Annotated in this window: 13 protein-coding genes and 1 pseudogene; 9 read left to right on the top strand and 5 right to left on the bottom strand. The window is 73.2% G+C overall.

Features of this window, described 5'->3' with window-relative positions; all coding sequences use genetic code 11:
* The first annotated feature begins 74 nt into the window (after positions 1 to 74).
* The 3 genes and pseudogenes from ABD329_RS40610 to ABD329_RS40600 all read left to right on the top strand — a co-directional run.
* Positions 75 to 701 carry a TIGR04282 family arsenosugar biosynthesis glycosyltransferase gene (locus ABD329_RS40610; RefSeq protein ID WP_214665673.1) on the top strand — a complete coding sequence of 209 codons (627 nt, stop codon included), beginning with the start codon at positions 75 to 77 and terminating at the stop codon, positions 699 to 701.
* Positions 698 to 1,489 (top strand): methyltransferase domain-containing protein, encoded by a 792-nt coding sequence (locus ABD329_RS40605; RefSeq protein WP_198281503.1) that lies wholly within the window; start codon positions 698 to 700, stop codon positions 1,487 to 1,489. The genes ABD329_RS40610 and ABD329_RS40605 overlap by 4 nt, the downstream gene beginning before the upstream one ends.
* A 3-nt stretch (positions 1,490 to 1,492) precedes the next feature.
* Positions 1,493 to 3,331, top strand: a pseudogene (locus ABD329_RS40600) (glycosyltransferase 87 family protein); the annotation flags it as partial.
* Positions 3,332 to 3,557: 226 nt separating this feature from the next.
* On the opposite strand, the gene ABD329_RS48380 reads toward ABD329_RS40600, so the two are convergent.
* Positions 3,558 to 4,172, bottom strand: coding sequence for a hypothetical protein (locus ABD329_RS48380; protein WP_425574436.1), 615 nt, complete (start codon positions 4,170 to 4,172; stop codon positions 3,558 to 3,560).
* A gap of 35 nt (positions 4,173 to 4,207) precedes the next feature.
* A complete protein-coding gene (locus ABD329_RS40595; RefSeq protein ID WP_198280296.1) occupies positions 4,208 to 5,491 on the bottom strand; it encodes a molybdopterin-dependent oxidoreductase in 1,284 nt (427 codons plus the stop codon).
* 153 nt (positions 5,492 to 5,644) lie between these two features.
* Here ABD329_RS40595 and ABD329_RS40590 point away from each other — a divergent pair, with 153 nt between their 5' ends.
* Positions 5,645 to 7,105, top strand: coding sequence for a hypothetical protein (locus ABD329_RS40590; RefSeq protein WP_198280297.1), 1,461 nt, complete (start codon positions 5,645 to 5,647; stop codon positions 7,103 to 7,105).
* Between the two features lie 101 nt (positions 7,106 to 7,206).
* Entirely contained in the window at positions 7,207 to 8,505 is a 1,299-nt protein-coding gene (locus ABD329_RS40585; RefSeq protein ID WP_309142874.1) for a polysaccharide deacetylase family protein, read from the top strand.
* 36 nt (positions 8,506 to 8,541) lie between these two features.
* Here ABD329_RS40585 and ABD329_RS40580 read toward each other — a convergent pair whose 3' ends face one another.
* Positions 8,542 to 10,521 (bottom strand): transglycosylase domain-containing protein, encoded by a 1,980-nt coding sequence (locus ABD329_RS40580; RefSeq protein WP_198280300.1) that lies wholly within the window; start codon positions 10,519 to 10,521, stop codon positions 8,542 to 8,544.
* 468 nt (positions 10,522 to 10,989) lie between these two features.
* On the opposite strand from ABD329_RS40580, the gene ABD329_RS40575 reads away from it, so the two are divergent.
* From ABD329_RS40575 to ABD329_RS40560, 4 genes are all read left to right on the top strand, one after another.
* A complete protein-coding gene (locus ABD329_RS40575) occupies positions 10,990 to 12,363 on the top strand; it encodes an MbnB/TglH/ChrH family RiPP precursor modification enzyme (RefSeq protein ID WP_344317720.1) in 1,374 nt (457 codons plus the stop codon).
* Positions 12,364 to 12,368: 5 nt separating this feature from the next.
* Positions 12,369 to 13,370, top strand: coding sequence for a TIGR04222 domain-containing membrane protein (locus ABD329_RS40570; RefSeq protein WP_344317718.1), 1,002 nt, complete (start codon positions 12,369 to 12,371; stop codon positions 13,368 to 13,370).
* 704 nt (positions 13,371 to 14,074) lie between these two features.
* Positions 14,075 to 14,884: a TIGR04222 domain-containing membrane protein gene (locus tag ABD329_RS40565; protein WP_198282414.1), complete on the top strand. Its 810-nt coding sequence runs from the start codon at positions 14,075 to 14,077 to the stop codon at positions 14,882 to 14,884.
* An 85-nt stretch (positions 14,885 to 14,969) separates the two neighbouring features.
* On the top strand, positions 14,970 to 16,844 hold the full coding sequence (locus ABD329_RS40560; protein ID WP_344317716.1) for an alpha/beta hydrolase: 1,875 nt from the start codon (positions 14,970 to 14,972) through the stop codon (positions 16,842 to 16,844).
* Positions 16,845 to 16,851: 7 nt separating this feature from the next.
* Here ABD329_RS40560 and hemQ read toward each other — a convergent pair whose 3' ends face one another.
* Together hemQ and ABD329_RS40550 are read right to left on the bottom strand one after the other, a co-directional pair.
* Positions 16,852 to 17,568: a hydrogen peroxide-dependent heme synthase gene (gene hemQ, locus ABD329_RS40555; protein ID WP_198281541.1), complete on the bottom strand. Its 717-nt coding sequence runs from the start codon at positions 17,566 to 17,568 to the stop codon at positions 16,852 to 16,854.
* A 4-nt stretch (positions 17,569 to 17,572) separates the two neighbouring features.
* Positions 17,573 to 18,259: protoporphyrinogen/coproporphyrinogen oxidase (locus tag ABD329_RS40550; protein WP_344317715.1), on the bottom strand; the 687-nt coding region annotated here is incomplete at its 5' end.

Genomic DNA, 18,259 nt, shown 5'->3' with positions numbered 1-18,259 from the left:
GTCCGGTCGCCGGTGCGGACGTCCGCACGGACACCGGCTTCCGGGCGGCCCACCGGGACGGGACCGGGACGACGCTGCTCATCATCGCCAAGGAGCCGGTGCCCGGACGGGTCAAGACCAGGCTCACTCCCCCGTACACCCCCGCCGAGGCCGCCGCGCTCGCCGAGGCGTCCCTCGCCGACACCCTGCACGCCGCGCTCGCCATGCCCGCCCGTCGCCGGGTGCTGGTGCTCGATGGCCGGCCCGGCCCGTGGTTGCCGCCGGGATTCGAGGTGGTGGGGCAGTGCGACGGCGGTCTGGACGAACGGCTCGCCGCGGCCTTCGCCGCCTGCCGGGGCGCCACCCTGCTGATCGGCATGGACACCCCGCAGGTCACCCCCGCGCTCCTCGCCCCCGCGCTCAGCCCGGGGAACCGCCATGACTGCGACGCCTGGTTCGGCCCGGCCGCCGACGGTGGCTTCTGGGCGTTGGGCCTGGCGGAACCGGACCCCGAACTGCTGCGGGGTGTGCCGATGTCCACCCCCACGACCGGTGCCGCCCAGCGGCGCCGGCTGACGGACGCGGGGCTGCGGGTGCGCGATCTGCCGATGCTCCGCGACGTGGACACGGCCGAGGACGCCGTATTGGTGGCGGCCGACGCCCCGGGCGGGCGGTTCGCCCGGACCCTCGCCCGTCTGTCGTCCCGGACCAGCGCCCGATGAGCACGGCCGAGACGGTGCGCGACGAAGCGGTGCGCGAGGGGTCCGTGCACGACGGAGCGGTGCGCGAGGGGTCCGTGCACGACGGAGCGGTGCGCGAGCGGACGACGTCCGGTCGTCGCGCGGCCGCGCCCTGGCATGCGGACCCCTATGTCCGAGCGCTCCACGCGGGCCGGGGGCCGCTGTTTCTGCGCCGGGCCGACGGCTGGATGCTGCCCCTGGACGTCGAACGCTGGTGCGCGGACGCCGACGCGGCCGACCGGACCGTGCTGCGGCGCTGCCAGGGCCCGATACTCGACATCGGCTGCGGACCCGGCCGGTTGGTGGCCGCGCTGGCCCTGCACGGCCGCCCCTGTCTGGGCATCGACGTCAGTCAGGCGGCGGTCGCCCGTACGGTCCGCGCGGGCGGGCCCGCGCTGTGCCGCTCGGTTTTCGAACCGCTGCCCGGCGAGGGACGCTGGGGCACGGCGCTGCTGATCGACGGCAACATCGGCATCGGCGGCGATCCACACGCCCTGTTGGCTCGCGTCGCCCAACTCATGGCTCCCGACGGGCTGCTGATCGTGGAGACCGCCGCAGCGGATGTGGACGAGCGGGTGCGGGTGCGCGTGGACGACGGCCGGGGCGACGCGGGAACGGCCTTCCCCTGGGCCCGCGTCGGCGTCCGGGCGCTGCTGCACCACGCACACGCGGCGGGCTGGAGCCCGGTCGAGCAGTGGACCGCGCGGGACCGAGACTTCGTATCGCTGCGCCGCACACCGCCCCTGCCCCGGCCCACCACGGAGCGCTGAGCCGTGCCCGCATCGCCGCGCCGCCTGCTGCGGCCGGGCCGACTCGCCCGGTGGATCGGCCGGGTGCCCGAGCAGGCGCCCCGACCGCACTCCGCCCCGGGCCCTCGGCCACCGACCCGCGCCCGACCCGCGCCACCGCCCGGCGGGGCGGACGAACCCCGCCCATCTGAGCGCCCCGCACCACCGCCCGACCAGGCAGACGACCCCCGCCCACCTCAGCACCCCGCACCACCGCCCGATGGCACGGACGAACCCCGCCAATCTGAGCGCCCCGCACCACCGCCCGACCAGGCAGACGAACCCCGCCCACCTCAGCACCCCACACCACCGCCCGATGGCACGGACGAACCCCGCCAATCTGAGCGTCCCGCACCACCGCCCGACCAGACAGACAAACCCCGCCCACCTCAGCACCCCACACCACCGCCCGACGGCACGGACGAACCCCGCCAATCTGAGCACCCCGCACCACCGCCCGACCAGACAGACAAACCCCGCCCACCTCAGCACCCCACACCACCGCCCGACGGCACGGATGAGCCCAGCGCACCTCAGCACCCCGCCCCGCCCGGGCGGGCGCGCCCCGGCTGCCGCTGGGTCACCCCGCTCGGTCTGGCCACGCTGCTCGGCTCGCTGGTCGCCGTCCTCGCCCTTACCTTCCGTAGGGACGACTTCCACGCCGCGCCCGGCACGCTGTCCCGCTGGTACGCCATCGCCTGGGCGCTGTTCGCCGCGGCCGCCTGGACCGTCCGCCGCCTGGGCGCCCGTCAGGCCGCCGTGTTCGTACTCGCGGGCAGCGCGGCCGTGGCCGCCACGGGGCTGCTCGCCCCACCGCGCACCAGCACCGATGCCTACCGCTACGCCTGGGACGGGCGCGTCCAGGCCGCGGGCATATCCCCCTATGACCACGCGCCCGAGGACCCCGCACTCGCCTCGCTGCGCGACCGCTGGCTCTTCCCGCGGGGCTCCGCCTGCCGTGGCCCCGACCGTGCCCCCGTCCGCCCCGCGCCCGGACGTCCTACACCCGGCGCCGCCCCGCACGCCGTCCCGGAGCCCGCTCATCCGCCAAGCGCCACCGCCGAGCCACAGTGCACGCGCCTGAACCGCCCCTCGGTGCATACGATTTATCCTCCCGCCGCAGAGGGCTATTTCTTGCTTGTACACCGCTCGGCGCCGTCAGGTTCCACCCTCCTCCCCCTCCAGGCCGGCGGCGCGCTGCTGTCCGTCGCCACCACCGCCGTGCTGCTCGCCGCGGCACGGCGCCGCCGCGACCCGCGCCTCGCGACCGCCCGCGCCGCGCTCTGGGCCTGGTGCCCGGCCGTGCCGGTGGAGGCGGTGAACAACGCGCATGTCGATGCGCTGGGCGTGCTGTTGACCGTCGCTGGGCTCGTCGCCGTCCCCCGCCGCCGCACCCTGGGCGGTGCGCTGCTCGGCGCGGCGACCGCGGCCAAGCTGCTGCCCGCCGTGACCCTGCCGGGCGCGCTCTCCGGCGTTCTCGCCACGGCCGCCGCCAAGCCCGTCGCTGAATTCAAGAAGCCCGCCCGACGCCCCGCCTCCCCGGCCGAGCCGATCCGCCGCGCCGCGGCGATCGTGCTGCCCGCCACCGCCGTCATCGCGCTCGGCTACCTCCCGTACGTCCTGCTCTCGCACTCCTCCGTCCTCGGCTATCTCACCGGCTATGTGGCCGAGGAGGGCTACGAGACGGGCTCCACCGCCGCCGACGACAAGAACCGCTACGCGCTGCTGCGCCTGCTCCACCCCGGCCCCGAGACCTGGGCCCTCCCCGTGATCGCCGCCGTCCTGCTCGTGGTCGTGGCGTGGGTGCTGCTGCGCGGCGACCCCCAACGGCCCTGGCGCGGTGCGCTGGTGGTGACCGGGACCGCGTTCCTGCTGATGACGCCCGGCTACCCGTGGTACGCGCTGCTGGTGGTGGCGCTGGTGGCCCTCGACGGGCGCTGGGAGTGGCTGGGCCTGCCGCTCGCGGGAGTCGCCCAGTATGTGACGGCCCGCGCGGTCGACGACGGCGCGTGGGTCGGAACGCTGGGCTACGCGGTCGCCGGTGCGGCGATCATGACTGGCTGGGCCCTGCGGGCCCGGCGGGCCCCGCAGGCCCCGCAGGCCCCGCAGGCGGCTTCCGCTCCCCCGCGGAATTGGCGGAATTGGCGGAATTGGCCGAAGCGGCCGAAGCTGCCTCCGCGTCCCCGCCCCCAGCCCCCGGGCGACGCCGCCACCCCCGGATCGCCACCCGGATCACCAGCCACAGGGCCGAGGCGCCGAAGAGCGCGGCGGTGATCAGCAGCCAGCGCGGCCAGAAGACATCGGCGCTCAGCCCGGTCGCGTTCTCGTAGCGGCGCTCCTGCCGCCCGAGGATCAGCGGGAACCACACCAGCAGCAGCACACCGGAGACAAAGGCGGGCACCCGCACATGGTTGATCCACCGGGCCGGGGTCGGTAGCGCGGCCGCGACGGCGCGGTCGGCGAGCGCGTACAGCGGAAACAGCACCAGGTCATGGAGGACGGCGGCCCCGACGAACCACAGCGCGATCCCGAACCAGTCGCCGCTCAGCAGCCTCACCCCGACATAGCCGGTCAGCGCGAAGGAGCACAGCAACAGCACCAGCCGCAGCGGCGACTCCCCGTCCAGCCGCCGCAGCCCGACACGGCTCCGTCCGAGAAACCCCACACCGTTCCCCCGAATCCCCCGAAGTCCGAGAAACCTCACGCCGTCCCCCCGAACGTCAGCCGCCCGACCCACTTGGTGTTGTGCACGCCCGGAGCCCCGGGCACGATCACCCGCGCCGGATAGCCGTGGTCCGGCGACAGATCCGCCCCGTTGACCTTCAGCGCCAACAGCGAGCGCGGGTCGCGGACCTGGTGCTCGCTCAGCACGACGCTGCGGAAGGAGCCGTGCCGCTGCACCGACTCCACCAGGACCTTCGGCGGCCGGTCGGCATGCCCCACCAGAGCGGCGAGGTCGGCCAGCCGTACCCCCTCCCACCGCTGGTCGGCCGTGGACCACCCCTCCACACAGGCGATGGGCAGCGCCGCACCGTGGTGTTCCAGCCGCAGCAGCCGCTCCCGGGTGAGGACGGTCTCGTGGCCCGCCGCGCCCCGCACCACCAGCCGCCAGTCGGGCCCGATGTCGCGGGCGCGGATGCCGACGGCCGCCACGGTCTTGTTGATCTGGAAGCCGTTCGGCCCCCGGCCCGGCTCACGCCCGTGCGGGGCGAGCAGCGCGCTCGTGCGCAGCGGCCCGCCGATGCTCTGACCGGCCGTCACCACCAGCAGTGCGAAGGAGCCGGTGCCGACCATGGCGAGCGCGCCGCGCCGCGACATGGTCGGCGCGGCGGGCCGCGGGCTGACCAGGCCGGTCTCGTCCGGTGGCTCCGGCCGGGTGTCGGAGGCGCGGGTGCGCAGCTCGGCCCGCAGCTCGCGGCTGCGCAGCGCCCGCACCATGAGCGGGAGCCGCAGCGCCACATGGACCACGAGGGCGGCCATGAAGATCCACGCCCCGTAGAAGTGCAGCGGGTAGAAGGAGCCGGGGAAGATGTAGTCCAGCTGGACGTTGAGCACGCCGGTGGCGAACTCGAACAGTCCCCCGCCGACCAGCAGGAGCAGCGAGAGCCGTTCCAGCGCGTGCCCCAGGGACCGCACCGGCGGCCAGGCGAACAGCTTGGGGATGACCGACCACAGCTTGGCCAGCAGCACGGGGACGAGCACGACCCCGAGCGTGACGTGCACCCCCTGGGTGACGCGGTAGAGCCAGGACGGGTCGGTCGGCCAGGAGAAGAGGTAGAAGCCCAGCAGCCCCTTGTCCGGGGTCTTGTCGTTGACCGGGGACAGATCGGGGTTGTAGGCGGCGTACGACAGCAGGCCGGTCACGAAGAGCACGGGGATGCCGAAGAGCAGGACCAGGCCGAAGACGGATGTCAGCCAGGGGCCGCGGAGCGGGCTGCGCCACGGGGCGCGGCGATCACGGTCGGTACGGGGAGGGTGGCTCATGGCATGACCGTAGGACCGCCGCACCGCCTCCAGGGGTCTTGAGGCCATGACGAAACGGTGACGTCACGGCCCCTGGCCGGGAAGATCTGACGGTCCGGTGACAGCGCGCGGCGCGGCGGCCCGGCGGGGGGCTCGGCGACGTAGCGTGACGTCGTGAAGCTCCCTCTCCGCAACGGTGTCGACATCCAGCCCGCCCAGGACGACACACGGACCGGCCGTCGCCGGGACGTGCTCGCCGCCGCTGCCGCCGTCCTGCTCTTCGCCGTCGCCGCCGTCGTCGGCACCCTGATCCAGCGGGCCGATCACTCGCTGTACGTCGACTGGGCGCCGCTGTACGCCGACTGGCTGCCCCATGTGGGCCCCGGTACGCCCCTCGCCCTGGCCGTCGCCGCGGCGGTCGTCGTCCATGGCCACCGGCTGGCGGCGCGGCTGCCGTGGCGGGGGCTGCTGGGGGCCGTCTGGGCGGCGGCCATGGCCTGGATCTGGTCGCTGGCGCTGGTCGACGGATGGCGGCGCGGGGTGGCGGAGCGGCTGACGGCGCGCCATGAGTATCTGCGCGGCATCGACCGGTTCCAGGACGTCGGCGCGGCTCTGCGCGGCTTTACCGGGCACATCCTGCTCACCCAGCCCGACCACTGGCCCGCGCATATCGCGGGCCATCCGCCGGGCGCCGTGCTCACCTTCGTGGGCCTGGACCGGCTGGGCCTGGGCGGCGGCGGTTGGGCGGGGGCCTTCTGTATCACCGTGGGCGGCTCGGCGGCGGTCGCGGTCCTGGTCACACTGCGCGCCCTGGGGCAGGAGCGGGCCGCGCGCACGGCGGCCCCGTTCCTGGTCCTGGCGCCCGGGGCGGTATGGGTGGGCGCCTCGGCCGACGGCTACTTCGCGGCCGTCGCGGCCTGGGGGCTCGCGCTGCTGGCGCTCGCGGCGACGCGTACGGTACGGGCGCCCGGGGCGGTCGCGCTGGGCTCCGGACTGCTGCTGGGGCTGACGGCCTATCTCTCGTACGGTCTGACGCTGCTGGCGCTGCCCGCGGCCGCCGTACTGCTGCTCGCCCGCACCGCGCGGCCGCTGCCCTTCGTTCTGACCGGGGTGGCGGTGGTGGCCGGGGCGTTCACGCTGGCCGGGTTCCGCTGGTGGGAGGGGTACTCGCTGCTGGTCGAACGCTACTACCAGGGCGTGGCCTCCGATCGCCCTTACGCGTACTGGGTGTGGGCCAATCTGGCCGTCGCGTCGGTGGTCGCCGGTCCCGCCTGTGTCGCGGGCGCGCGTCGGATGCTGTCGGCGGTGCCCGACGCGGCCCGGCGGCTGCGCCCGGGCGGCTCCGGTGGGCCTGGTGGGCCGGACGGTCGCGGTGGTCGCGGCGGTCGCGGCGGTCGCGGCGGTCCTGGTGCCCCGGACGGGCTCGTCGTGCTGACCTTCGCCGCGCTGCTCGCGCTCGTCGTGGCCGATCTGTCCGGGATGAGCAAGGCCGAGACGGAGCGGATCTGGCTTCCGTTCCTCGTCTGGCTGCTGCCGACCACCGCGCTGCTGCCCGCTCGTGATCGCCGCCGATGGCTCCTGGCCCAGTCCTGCCTCTCACTGCTCGTCAATCACCTGCTTTTGACCGGTTGGTGAGGATGACCGATGTGAAGGGCACGTGATACTTCTGTGATACTGAGGGGGACGTACATCTGTACTGTTGCCAGGGGGCGGGACCCGTGAAGGCGCTGAAGATCGTGAAAGCGTTGAAGGCTTTAAACGCCAGGAACGCCTATGGCGTGGCCGCGCCCATAGGCGCGCTGACGGCCGTGGCCGTCGTGGTGGCGCTGCTGATAGCCCTGACCTCACCGGGGGACGCGGGGGGCACCCAGGACGGGGACCTCCCCGCGGCCGCGGCGTCCCCCAAGTCGGACCGGGTCCCCAGGGAGCCCAAGAAGGAAGACAAGTACGCCCATTGGGACGGCAAGGTCAAGGTGCTCGGGGACGGCTCGACGTCCTACACCGGACCGCAGCCGCATCAGCTCAAGCCCGAGAAGCTCAAACCGGGTGAGAAGCCGCCGCAGTTCGTGGTCTTCTCCTGGGACGGCGCGCTGGAGAACGACGACCACCTCTTCTCCCGCTTCCGCGAGGTGGCCAAGGAGACCAACGCCACCATGACGTTCTTCCTGAGCGGCATGTATCTGCTGCCCAAGTCGAAGAGCGACCTCTATCGGCCGCCCCAGCACAAGCCGGGCTCGGCCGCCATATCCTTCCCCACCGACGAGCACATCAGGGAGACCCTGGAGCAGCTGCGCGGGGCCTGGCTGGACGGCAATGAGATCGGCTCCCACTTCAACGGCCATTTCTGCGGCGCCAAGGGCGGGGAGGACTGGTCCACCCAGGAGTGGAAGAGCGAAACGGAGCAGGCGTATTCGTTTGTGAAGCAGTGGAAGACGAACACCGGCTTCACCGACGTCAAACCGCTGCCGTTCGACTACGACGTGGAGTTGGTGGGCGGGCGCGCGCCGTGCCTGGAGGGCCAGAAGACGCTGATTCCGGCGATCAAATCCCTCGGCTGGCGCTATGACGCGAGTTCCCCGGGCGACTTCCAGCTCTGGCCGTCCAAGATCGATGGAATATGGAACTTCCCGCTTCAGCTGGTGCCGTACCCGGAGAGCGAGAAGCAGGTCCTCTCGATGGACTTCAACTTCCTCTTCAACCAGTCCGGTGACAGCACCGAGGGCGATCCGGCGAAATACGCGGAGTGGGAGCGGCTGACCCGTCAGGGATATCTGAACGGGTTCGAGCGGGTCTACAACGGCAGCCGGGCACCGCTGTTCATCGGCAATCACTTCGAGACCTGGAACGGCGGCATCTATATGCAGGCCATCGAGGACGTGATGAGGAGTGTCTGCCGCCGCGACGGAGTGCGGTGCGTGTCGTTCAAGCAGCTCGCCGACTGGCTGGACGCCCAGGACCCGAAGGTCCTGGCGAAGCTGCGGATGCTGGACCCGGCGGAATCGCCGGACTGGTCCACGTACACCAAGAGCGAGTAAGCGGTCCCGTTGCGGGGCCCTTTCCGCCGGTGCGGCTCATTCCGCCGCCCCGTCCGTCATATAACTCTTCCAGATGTCCATGGGGTAGGTGTCGCCCGAGGTGTCGGCGCCTCCCCCGCCCATTCCCTTGAGCGGCATCAGCTCCTGCGACTTCGGATCCACCCGGGACAGCGAGACCGCCGTCGAGAGCTTCTTGGTGTAGCCGACGAACCAGGCGGAGGTGCCGTCCTGCGCCGTGCCGCCCTTACCGGCCACCTCGCCACCGCCCACAGCGGCCCCGTGCGCCGAACCGTCCGGGCTCTGGACCGCGCCGCGCAGCGCGTCGTCCACCTGCGCCGCGACCGCCGCGCTGAAGGCCCGCTTGGCGCGGTCCTTGCGCAGCTCGAGCTTCTGTCCGCCGTGGGTGAGCCCGCTCACCGAGTACGGCGCGTAGTGCGTGCCCTCGGCGGCGAACGTGCCGTAGGCGCTGGCCATACGGATGGAACTGGGCGTCGCGGTGCCCAGCGAGAACGCGGGCACCCGCGCGCCGAAGCTGCTGGGCAGCAGCCCCGCGTCGATGGACGCCTGCCGGACCCGGTCCAGGCCGACGTCCATGCCCAGCTGGATCATCGGGGTGTTGATGGACCGCACGATCGCCTGGCGCAGCGAGACCTGCCCATAGGAGGCGTCGTCGTCATTGGTGGCCCGCACGATCTTGCCGCTGCGGTCCCAGTACGGGCCCTCGGGCGTATGCACCGCGATCTTGTTGTCGCCGTCGTAGAGCGTCGAGGGCGTCACGGTCGTCCGCGTGCCATTGCGCTCCAGCAGGACGCCGTCGCGCAGCGCCGCGGCGTAGACGAAGGGGGTGAAGGAGGTGCCGGCCGGGACGGTGGAGGCGTTCGCGTCGTTGAAACCCTGCTCCAGATAGCCGGGGCCGCCGTACACCGCGCGTATGGCGCCTCCTGGCGCCACGGACGCCGCACCTATTCGCACATGGCGGTCCTCGGGGCGCTTCTCGGGGTCGAGTTTGCCCCGGGTCTCCTCGACCGCCTTTTCGAGCGCCTGGACCTTCGGCTTCTCGAAGGTGGTGTGGATCTGATAGCCCCCCAGGTCGAAGTCGGCGTCGGATATGTCGGTGTGGGAGCTGACATACGCCTTGGCCGTCTCCACCAGATAACCGACCTGCCCGGTGAGTCCCACCGGCTTGGGCTGCGCCTTGGGCTCGGGGAATGTCGTATAGCGCGCCCGCTCGGACTTGGAGAGCTTTCCGATGTCGACCATCCGGTCCAGCACCCACTTCCAGCGGTCGACGGCCCGCTTGTGGTTCTTGGCGCTGAGCGTCGGATCGAAGGTCCCGGCGCCCTTGAGCAGCGAGGCGAGCAACGCGCCCTCGCTTGCGTTGAGTTCCGAGACGTCCTTGCCGTAGTACGCGTACGCCGCCCGCTGAATGCCGTAACTGCCGCGCCCGAACCAGCTGGTGTTCAGATAGCGCTGGAGGATCTCCCGCTTACTCATCCGATCGTCCAGCTTGATGGCCATGAACATCTCGGTGAGCTTGCGGGAGAAGGTCTGGCGCTGATTCAGATAGGCGTTCTTCACATACTGCTGGGTGATGGTGGAACCGCCCTGTGTCTCACCGCCCGTCACCATCCGCGTCACGGCGCGCATCAGCCCGCTCGGGGACACTCCGCTGTCGGTGTAGAAACTGGCGTTCTCGGCGGCGAGGACCGCCCACTGGACGTCTTCCGGCACCTTGTCCAGGGGCACCTCCTGCCGGTTCACCGGGCCGGTGCGGGCCATCTCGGTGCCGTCCGCCCAGTAGTAGACGTTGTCCTGCTGGGTGGCGAAGTCGTTGAGGTTCTTGGGGATGTCGGTCTGGAGATACAGAAAGCTCAGCAGACCGGTCAGACTGCCGAGGCAGAACAGGAAGAGCAGGGCGACCTGACGCCACGACGGCAGCCATCGCGTCACACCGCGCCGCCCCGCCCTGGGGTAGTCCAGCCGGATCCGCGCGGCCGCCCAGCGGCGCAGCCGCATCCCCCGGCTCCTCGAGGGCGGCTTACGGCGGTGCTTGCGGTGCTTCCCCATGGCGTTGTCGCTGCTGCCCAGCACGTGTTTCCCCCACGCTCGCTCCGCGCGCGGGCGCGGCACAAAGGTGTGATCTTCCATCCCCCCAGACAGACCGATCCTATTTTCCCCTCTGAACGTCTGTCGCCATAGGGCCCTAATTTTTTGTAACAGTGACCATATTCAGGGACTCCACCCACCAGGTGACCTTTCGCACCGCCCCCGGTCGGCCCCTCGCACTGGCCCGGTCGGCCCTCGCACCGGCCGGACCGGTCACCGGCTGACGGTCCCGCGGGCGCCCCCGTCCGTGACACCCCGAAGCTCAAATGAACCTCTGAACCACGCGGCGGGGGGATTCGTCCTCCCTGTATGGGGTCATCACCCCGGCACGCGAGAACACACCGCGGGGGACGCGGTACGGAACGAGGAGGGGGAGCCATGGTGCGCCTCGGTACCGGAATCGGCTGGCGACTGGAGATCGCCGACGACATCGCGCGGCTGCCCGGCATCGACTGGGTGGAGGTGGTGGCGGAGAACATCTGCCCCGACCATGTGCCGGACGCGCTCCGGCGGCTGCGCGAGCGCGGGACCACGGTGGTCCCGCATGGAGTGTCGCTCGGCCTCGGGGGAGCCGAGCGGCCCGACCCCGGCCGCCTCCGGGCGCTGGCCGAGCGGGCCGAGGCACTGGGCTCGCCGCTGGTCACCGAGCACATCGCGTTCGTCAGGGCCGGGGGGCCGCTGACCGCGTCACCGGCCATCGAGGCCGGGCATCTGCTGCCGGTGCCACGGACCCGTGACGCGCTGGACGTGCTGTGCGAGAACGTGCGCATCGCGCAGGACGCGCTGCCGGTGCCGCTCGCGGTCGAGAACATCGCGGCGCTGATCTCCTGGCCCGGCGAGGAGATGACCGAGGGCCAGTTCCTGGCCGAGCTCGTGGAGCGCACGGGGGTGCGGCTGCTGATCGACGTGGCCAATCTGCACACCAACCACGTCAACCGGGGCGAGGACCCGGCCAAGGCGCTGGACGAGCTGCCCACGTCGGCGATCGCCTACGTCCATGTGGCGGGCGGGGTGGAGCGGGACGGGGTGTGGCACGACAGCCACGCCCATCCGGTGACCCAGCCCGTGCTCGACGTGCTCGCCGAGCTGTGCGCCCGTACGGCGCCGCCCGGGGTACTGCTGGAGCGCGACGAGGACTTTCCAGCGGCCGAGGAGCTCGCGGGTGAGCTGGACGCGATTCGCGCGGTGACGGCGGCGGGGGCGGTAGCCGGGACCGGGGCCGGGGCCTCCGAGGCTTCGGTGAGGGCGCCCGAGGCGCCCGTGCCCGCCGCATCCGCATCCGCACCCGCACCCGCACCCGCACCCGCACCCGCACCCGACGCTCCCGTGCCGGACGCCGTCCGGGAGCGGTTGGCGCTCGCCCAGGCCGCTCTGTTGTCCGCGCTGGTCGGGGGCACTCCGGCGCCCGAGGGCTTCGACCGGCGGCGGCTGCGGGTGCAGACCGCGGCGCTGACCGCCAAGCGGGCGTCCGTGGTCGCCAAGGTGGCCCCGGAGCTGCCCGAGATCCTGGGCACCGGCTACCGCCCGGCGTTCGCGCGGTACGCCGACGGCCGCCCGATGACCGGCGGCTACCGCCGCGACGCGATGTCGTTCGCCGAGCATCTGCTGGCGGACGGCCGACCCGACGACGCGACCGCCCGGCGCCGGCTGACGCTGTGGTGGCAGGAGCGGTCGGGCCCCGCGCCCCTGCCGTCCCATCCGGCGGCACGGCTGGCCCGCCGGGTCCGGCTCGCGCTGAGCGGGGGGCGGTGAGCGCCATGGGCACGATCGTGACCCTGATCTACCTGGTGGTCGCCGTGTCGTCGACGGTGCTCATCTCCGGAACGGTCCAGGCCCGGCGCAGGGAGGTCTCCGGGCCGGTGTACGCCCAGACGCACGACCTGCTGGAGGCCGCGTTCCTGGCGGGCGGGCCGGGTCGGGTGGCGGACACCGTGATCAGCGCGATGTACACGGACGGGCGGTTGGCGATCGGCGGCCCAGGTGTGGTCTCGGTACGGCAGCCGGTCGCCCACGCCCCGGTCGAGGAGGAGCTGCTGCGGCTGTGCGCGATCTCCCCGCACGGCGACCTGAAGTGGCTGCGCCGGGAGCTGATGCGCAGTCCGGTGGTGCAGGCGATCGGCGACCAGCTGGCGGGGCGCGGGCTGATGGTGCGGCCGGACGCCCTCCGGTTCTGGCGGGGCGTGGCGCGGACGCAGGTCGGGCTGTGCGCGATGGGGGTGTTCGTGGCCGCCCTGATCAGCATCGGTTCCGTCGCCGACAGCGGGCCTCCGCTGATCCTGATGATCGCCCCAGCACTCTTCGCCGGCTTCCTCATCGGCGGTATCTGTTCCGGTGCGGGCAAGCGAAGGCTGACCGCCGCCGGGCAGCGGGCGCTGGCGACGTACCGGAGGGAGTCGGGGGTCGGCATACGGCGCGCCCGATCCGTCGGCCAACCGGCGGCGGTGCCCGTGGCGGTCGTCGTCGCCCTGACCGGTGCGGCCGCCCTGGCGGACGACCCACTGCTGCGGACCCAACTGCTGGACGCGCAAAAGGTGCCCGTCACCTCGGGTTCGTCGGCCGACTCGGGTTCGTCGGGGTCGTCGGGGTCGTACGGGTCCGCGGACTCCGGCGGCGGATCGTGGTGCGGAGGCGGCAGTTCCGGCTGCGGAGGCTCCTCATGCGGCGGCTCGTCCTGCGGCGGAGGCGGCGGCGGTTCGGGCTGCGGCGGGGGCGGCGGCTGCGGTGGTGGCGGGGGCGGTGGCTGCGGAGGCGGCGGCTGAGCTGCCACGGGGGCCGCGCTGCGGCCGAGAGCGCCGGTGGGGCCCGCCGGGCACCGGTGGAACCCGCCGGGCACTGGCGCGGCCACCGGGTGCGGACGGTCGGCCCCAGCCCGACTGAGCCGATCAGCAATCGGTGAAACCGCCGGGCCCGGCAGCCGTACGGATCACCCGCGACCCCATCGCGGTCCCAAGCCGGGTTGCGGGGTTACGGGGTGTCCGGTGGATCTTTCCCCTCCCCGCCCCTTCCCGAAGCATTCGACATGCGGCTCCGTCGCGTGGCACGGGCTTCGCCCCTGGCCCCCGGGAATCGACGGGCCGACCGCCGCCGCGAACACCTGCACCCGCACATGTCCGGATCGCCCGGCCCGGGGCTGGGGCGGAACCCCAGTTGCGGGAAGGGGCGGGGAGCGGAGCAGCCCGCCACAGGCCTCCCGCCGCCGCCGCGAACACCTACACCAGTGGGCTGGTCGCGGCCAGCACGCCGACCGCGCGAACACCCGCACACGCCCGGATCGCCCGGCCCGGGGCTGGGGCGGAGCCCCAGTTGCGGGAAGGGGCGGGGAGGGGAGCAGCCCGCCGCAGGCGTCCCAATTGCCGCCGCGAACACCTGTCGCGGGTCTGCGCGGCGCCAGCCGCATCCGTGCGAGTCGTTCATATCGTGAAAACCGTGGCGCGGCAGTGGCCGGGTCGAGTAGAACTCGGCCATGTTGTGGGTCCTCTTCCTGCTCGTCGCGTGGGGCGCGGCGGTCGTCAGTTGTACTCGGCTGTGCCTGGCCGCGGTGGCCGCCGCTCAGCCGATGGAGCCCGATCCGGGCGCGGACAGGAAGGGGCTGAGCCTGTACGAGGCGGCGTTCCTGTCCGGCGGGCCGCGGCGGGTGGGGGATCTGGCACTCGTCACGATGTACCGGGAGCGGCGGCTGCTGCTCGCGCACACCGGCTGGGTCACCGTGGTGGACCCGGACGCCCGGGACGAGCTGGAGCGGGCCGTGATCAGCGCGATAGGGCCGGAGGGCCAGGCCCCGGTGCGGCCGGTGCGGACCGCGCTCGCCACCGCCGCCCCGGTGCGGGCGCTGGGCGACCGGCTGGTGGTGGCGGGGCTCGCGGTACCCGCCTCGGCCCGTACGAATGTGGGGGTCGCGGTGCGGCATGTGCGGGCGGCCTGCGTGCTGGTGCTGGCGACGGCCGCCGCCGCGCTGCTGCTGGTGCCGCCCGCGGACGGGCGCGGTCCGGTGGCCGCGTGGTTCGTGCTGCCGCTGCTGCTGACGGCGAGCTGTCTGCTGATCGCCCGGGTCGAGGCGCATCCGTACTCGCGGTGGGCCTCCCCCGCCGGTCAGCGGCTGCTGGGCCGGATCGACGTGCCCCCGCGGCGGACCCTCGCCCAGCGCTCCGGCGGCGACGCGGACGGCGGTGACGACGGCGGCGGCGACCTGCTCACCGCGCTCGCCGTGCACGGCACCGCCGCCCTCCCCGACCCGGCGCTGCGCGCGGCTCTGAAGACGCATTGGGGTCATTGACCCCGACACCGCGGCCCGGTGCTTTACATGGTCATCCAGCGCGCCAAATATCCCTTTCATCGCGCGTTGCACGAAGGGATGGTCAGTGAGAGCAGCAGCGCTGTACGGCATCCTCGGGCCGCTGTCCCTGTCGCTGGCCATGAGCGCGCTGCTCGCGACGCCCGCCACCGGACGCCCGCTCGCCGCGGCCACCGCTCCCGCTGCCGCCACGAATCCCGCGAAGCCCACCGCGTCCACCGCGTCCACCGCGTCCACCAGGTCCGCCACGGCCCCGGCCGGTACGGCGGGCGCGCCCTCCGCGACCCGTTCGGCCCCCGCCGCCCCGGCCGCCACCGCCGCGCCCACCTGGACCACCTGGTCCGCCCCACCCGCCTCGGCCGCCCCGGCCGCCGCCGCGCCCGGCGACGCGGCCGCGGCCCGCGGCGCGGCGTTCGCCGCCCGGCGCGCGGAGCGGCACGGTATCGCCTTCCACCGCTGCCCCCGCGCCGAGGCGCTGGCCGCCCCCATCACCTGCGGAAAGGTCTCCGTACCGCTCGACTACGCCCATCCCCGCGGCAAGCACGTCTCCCTCACCGTCAGCCGGATCCGGGCCACCGGCCCGAAGGCGCGGCGTCAGGGCGCGCTGATCTACAACCCCGGCGGGCCGGGCGCCTCCAGCATGGCGTTCCCCGAGTACGCGGCCGAGGACGCCTTCCGCCGGGTGGCCGCCGCCTACGACTTCGTCGGCTACGCCCCACGGGGTGTGGGCCGCTCCGCCCCGCTGTCCTGCCAGCGGCCGTCGGCCTACGCCAAGGCGCCGACCAGCTCCCCGCCGCACCCCACCGCCGCCTTCAAACGGCGGCTGGTGGCGCGGGCGCGCGCCTACGTCCGGGGCTGTGTGCGCCGCTCGGGCCGCGCGCTCGCGCACTACACCACGCTGAACAACGCCCGCGACCTGGAGGTGCTGCGCGCCGCGCTGGGCGAGCGGCGGCTCACCTTCGTGGGCGCCTCGTACGGCACGTACTACGGGGCCGTGTACGCCACGCTCTTCCCGGGGCGGGTGCGCCGGATGGTCTTCGACAGCGTGGTCAACCCCGCCCCCGGGCGGATCTGGTACCGCGACAACCTCGACCAGTCGCTGGCCTTCGAGCGGCGCTGGCGGGACTGGCGCCGCTGGGTCGCCCGGCACCACACCGTCTACCACCTGGGCGCCACCGCGGACCGGGTGCTCGCCTCGTACGACACGGCGCGGCGGCGGCTGGCGGGTAAACCGGCGGGCGGGGTCGTCGGCACCGCCCAGCTCCAGAGCGCGTTCCTGAGGACCGGCTACAACGACGCCTACTGGGACCCGGCCGCCCGGGCGCTGGCCGCGTATCTGCGCGGCGACCCCGAGCCGCTGATCGAGCTCGCCGCACCCGATCCGGCGGAGGCGGCCGACGACGAGAACGGCAACGCCGTCTACACCGCCGTGGAGTGCAACGACGCGCCCTGGCCGCGCGCCTGGGCCACCTGGGACCGCGACAACACCGCTCTCGCCCGTCGCGCGCCCTTCGAGACCTGGGACAACGTGGCGATGAACCTGCCGTGCGCCTTCTGGCCGCTGAAGCCCGGCCGCCCCCTCGACGTGGGCAACCTGGAGGCCGTGGGCCCCCGCCCCCGGAAGACGGGACGGGTCACGGTGCCGCCGGTGCTGCTGCTGTCAGCGGAGCGGGACGCGGCGACGCCGTACGCGGGGGCGAAGGAGCTGTGGCACCGGCTGCCCGGCTCCTCGCTGGTGACCGAGCGGAAGGCGGGGACGCACGGGCTGTGGGGCGGTCCGAACGACTGTGTCAACCGCCATGTGGACACCTATCTGCTGACCGGGAAGACCCCGGGCCGGTCCGCCTTCTGCGCCCCGCGCCCGGAGCCCGCACCACTGCCGGAACCGGCCCCGCTGCCCGAGTCGGGCAAGCAGCCGGCGGCGATTCCGGGCACGCCGTAGGAGGGCGTCAGGCCAGACCGGCGACGAGCTCGGAGACCGCCTTGCGCCGCCCGGTGTAGAACGGCACCTCCTCGCGCACGTGCCGGCGCGCCTCGGAGCCGCGCAGGTGGCGCATCAGGTCGACGATGCGGTGCAGTTCGTCCGCCTCGAAGGCCAGGATCCACTCGTAGTCGCCGAGCGAGAAGGATGCCACCGTGTTGGCGCGCACATCGGGGTAGCCGCGGGCCATCTTGCCGTGGTCGGCGAGCATCCGGCGGCGGTCCTCGTCCGGCAGCAGGTACCAGTCGTAGGAGCGGACGAAGGGGTACACGCTGACGTACTCGCGCGCGTTCTCGTCCGCGAGGAACGCCGGGATGTGGGACTTGTTGAACTCGGCCGGGCGGTGCAGCGCCATGTTGGACCACACCGGCTCCAGGTGCCGCCCGAGCCGGGTGCGGCGGAAGAGGTTGTACGCCTCCTGGAGGGCGTCGGAGGTCTCCGAGTGCCACCAGATCATGACGTCCGCGTCGGCGCGCAGCCCGGACACGTCGTAGGTGCCGCGCACGGTGACGTCCTTGGCGGCGAGCTGGGAGAAGAGCTCCTCGACCTCGTCGGCGTAGCCGGTGCGGTCCTCCGGCAGCACATCGCGCAGCCGGAACACCGACCACAGGGTGTAGCGGATGACCTCGTTGAGGTCCTTGGCCTTCTTACCGGCGTTGGGAGTCTTCTCAGGCGCAGCAGTCATGGCCCTATTCTCGCTCTCCGGCTCCGGCGCCCGGATCCAGGGTGCCCGCCAGGGAGCCCAGCAGCTCATCGGCCGCCTTACGGGCGCTGCCGACGCACGCCGGGATGCCCACCCCGTCGTAGAGCGCGCCGCACACCGCCAGCCCGGGCACCTTGGCGACCTCGGCGCGGATGCGGTCCACCCGGTCGAGATGGCCCACCGGGTACTGGGGCAGTCCGCCGTCCCAGCGGTCCACCCGGCTCGCGACGGGCTTCGCCGCCAGGCCGACGGCCTCACCGAGATCGGTGAGCGACATCCTTACCAGATCGGCGTCGTCCCGCTTCAGATCCGCCTCGTCGTCAAACCGCCCGATCGAGGTACGCAGCACGAAGAGTTCGGGACCGGCGTCGCGCAGCCAGCCCCACTTGCGGCTGGAGAACGTCGCCGCCTTGATCGTCCGGCCGTCGACCGGCGGCACCAGGAAGCCGCTGCCCTCGGCGAGCGAGGCCACATCGGTGCGCCGGAAGGCCATGGTGATCAGCGCCATCGAGGCGTAGTCCACGGTGGCCAGCTCGGCGGAGGCGGTCGGGGCCGCGGCGGTCAGCAGCAGGGCGGCGGCGGGCGCGGGGACCGCCAGCACCACGGCGTCGGCCGCCACCAGCGACGGGCCGTCCGTGCCGCCCGCGCCGCCCCCCCCGCCCCGCGCCGGCTC

The sequence above is a fragment of the Streptomyces javensis genome (assembly GCF_039525925.1).
Classification (GTDB): Bacteria; Actinomycetota; Actinomycetes; order Streptomycetales; family Streptomycetaceae; genus Streptomyces; species Streptomyces asiaticus.
Note: the sequence above shows the minus strand (reverse complement) of the source record. Positions and strands in the feature narration are given on the sequence as shown.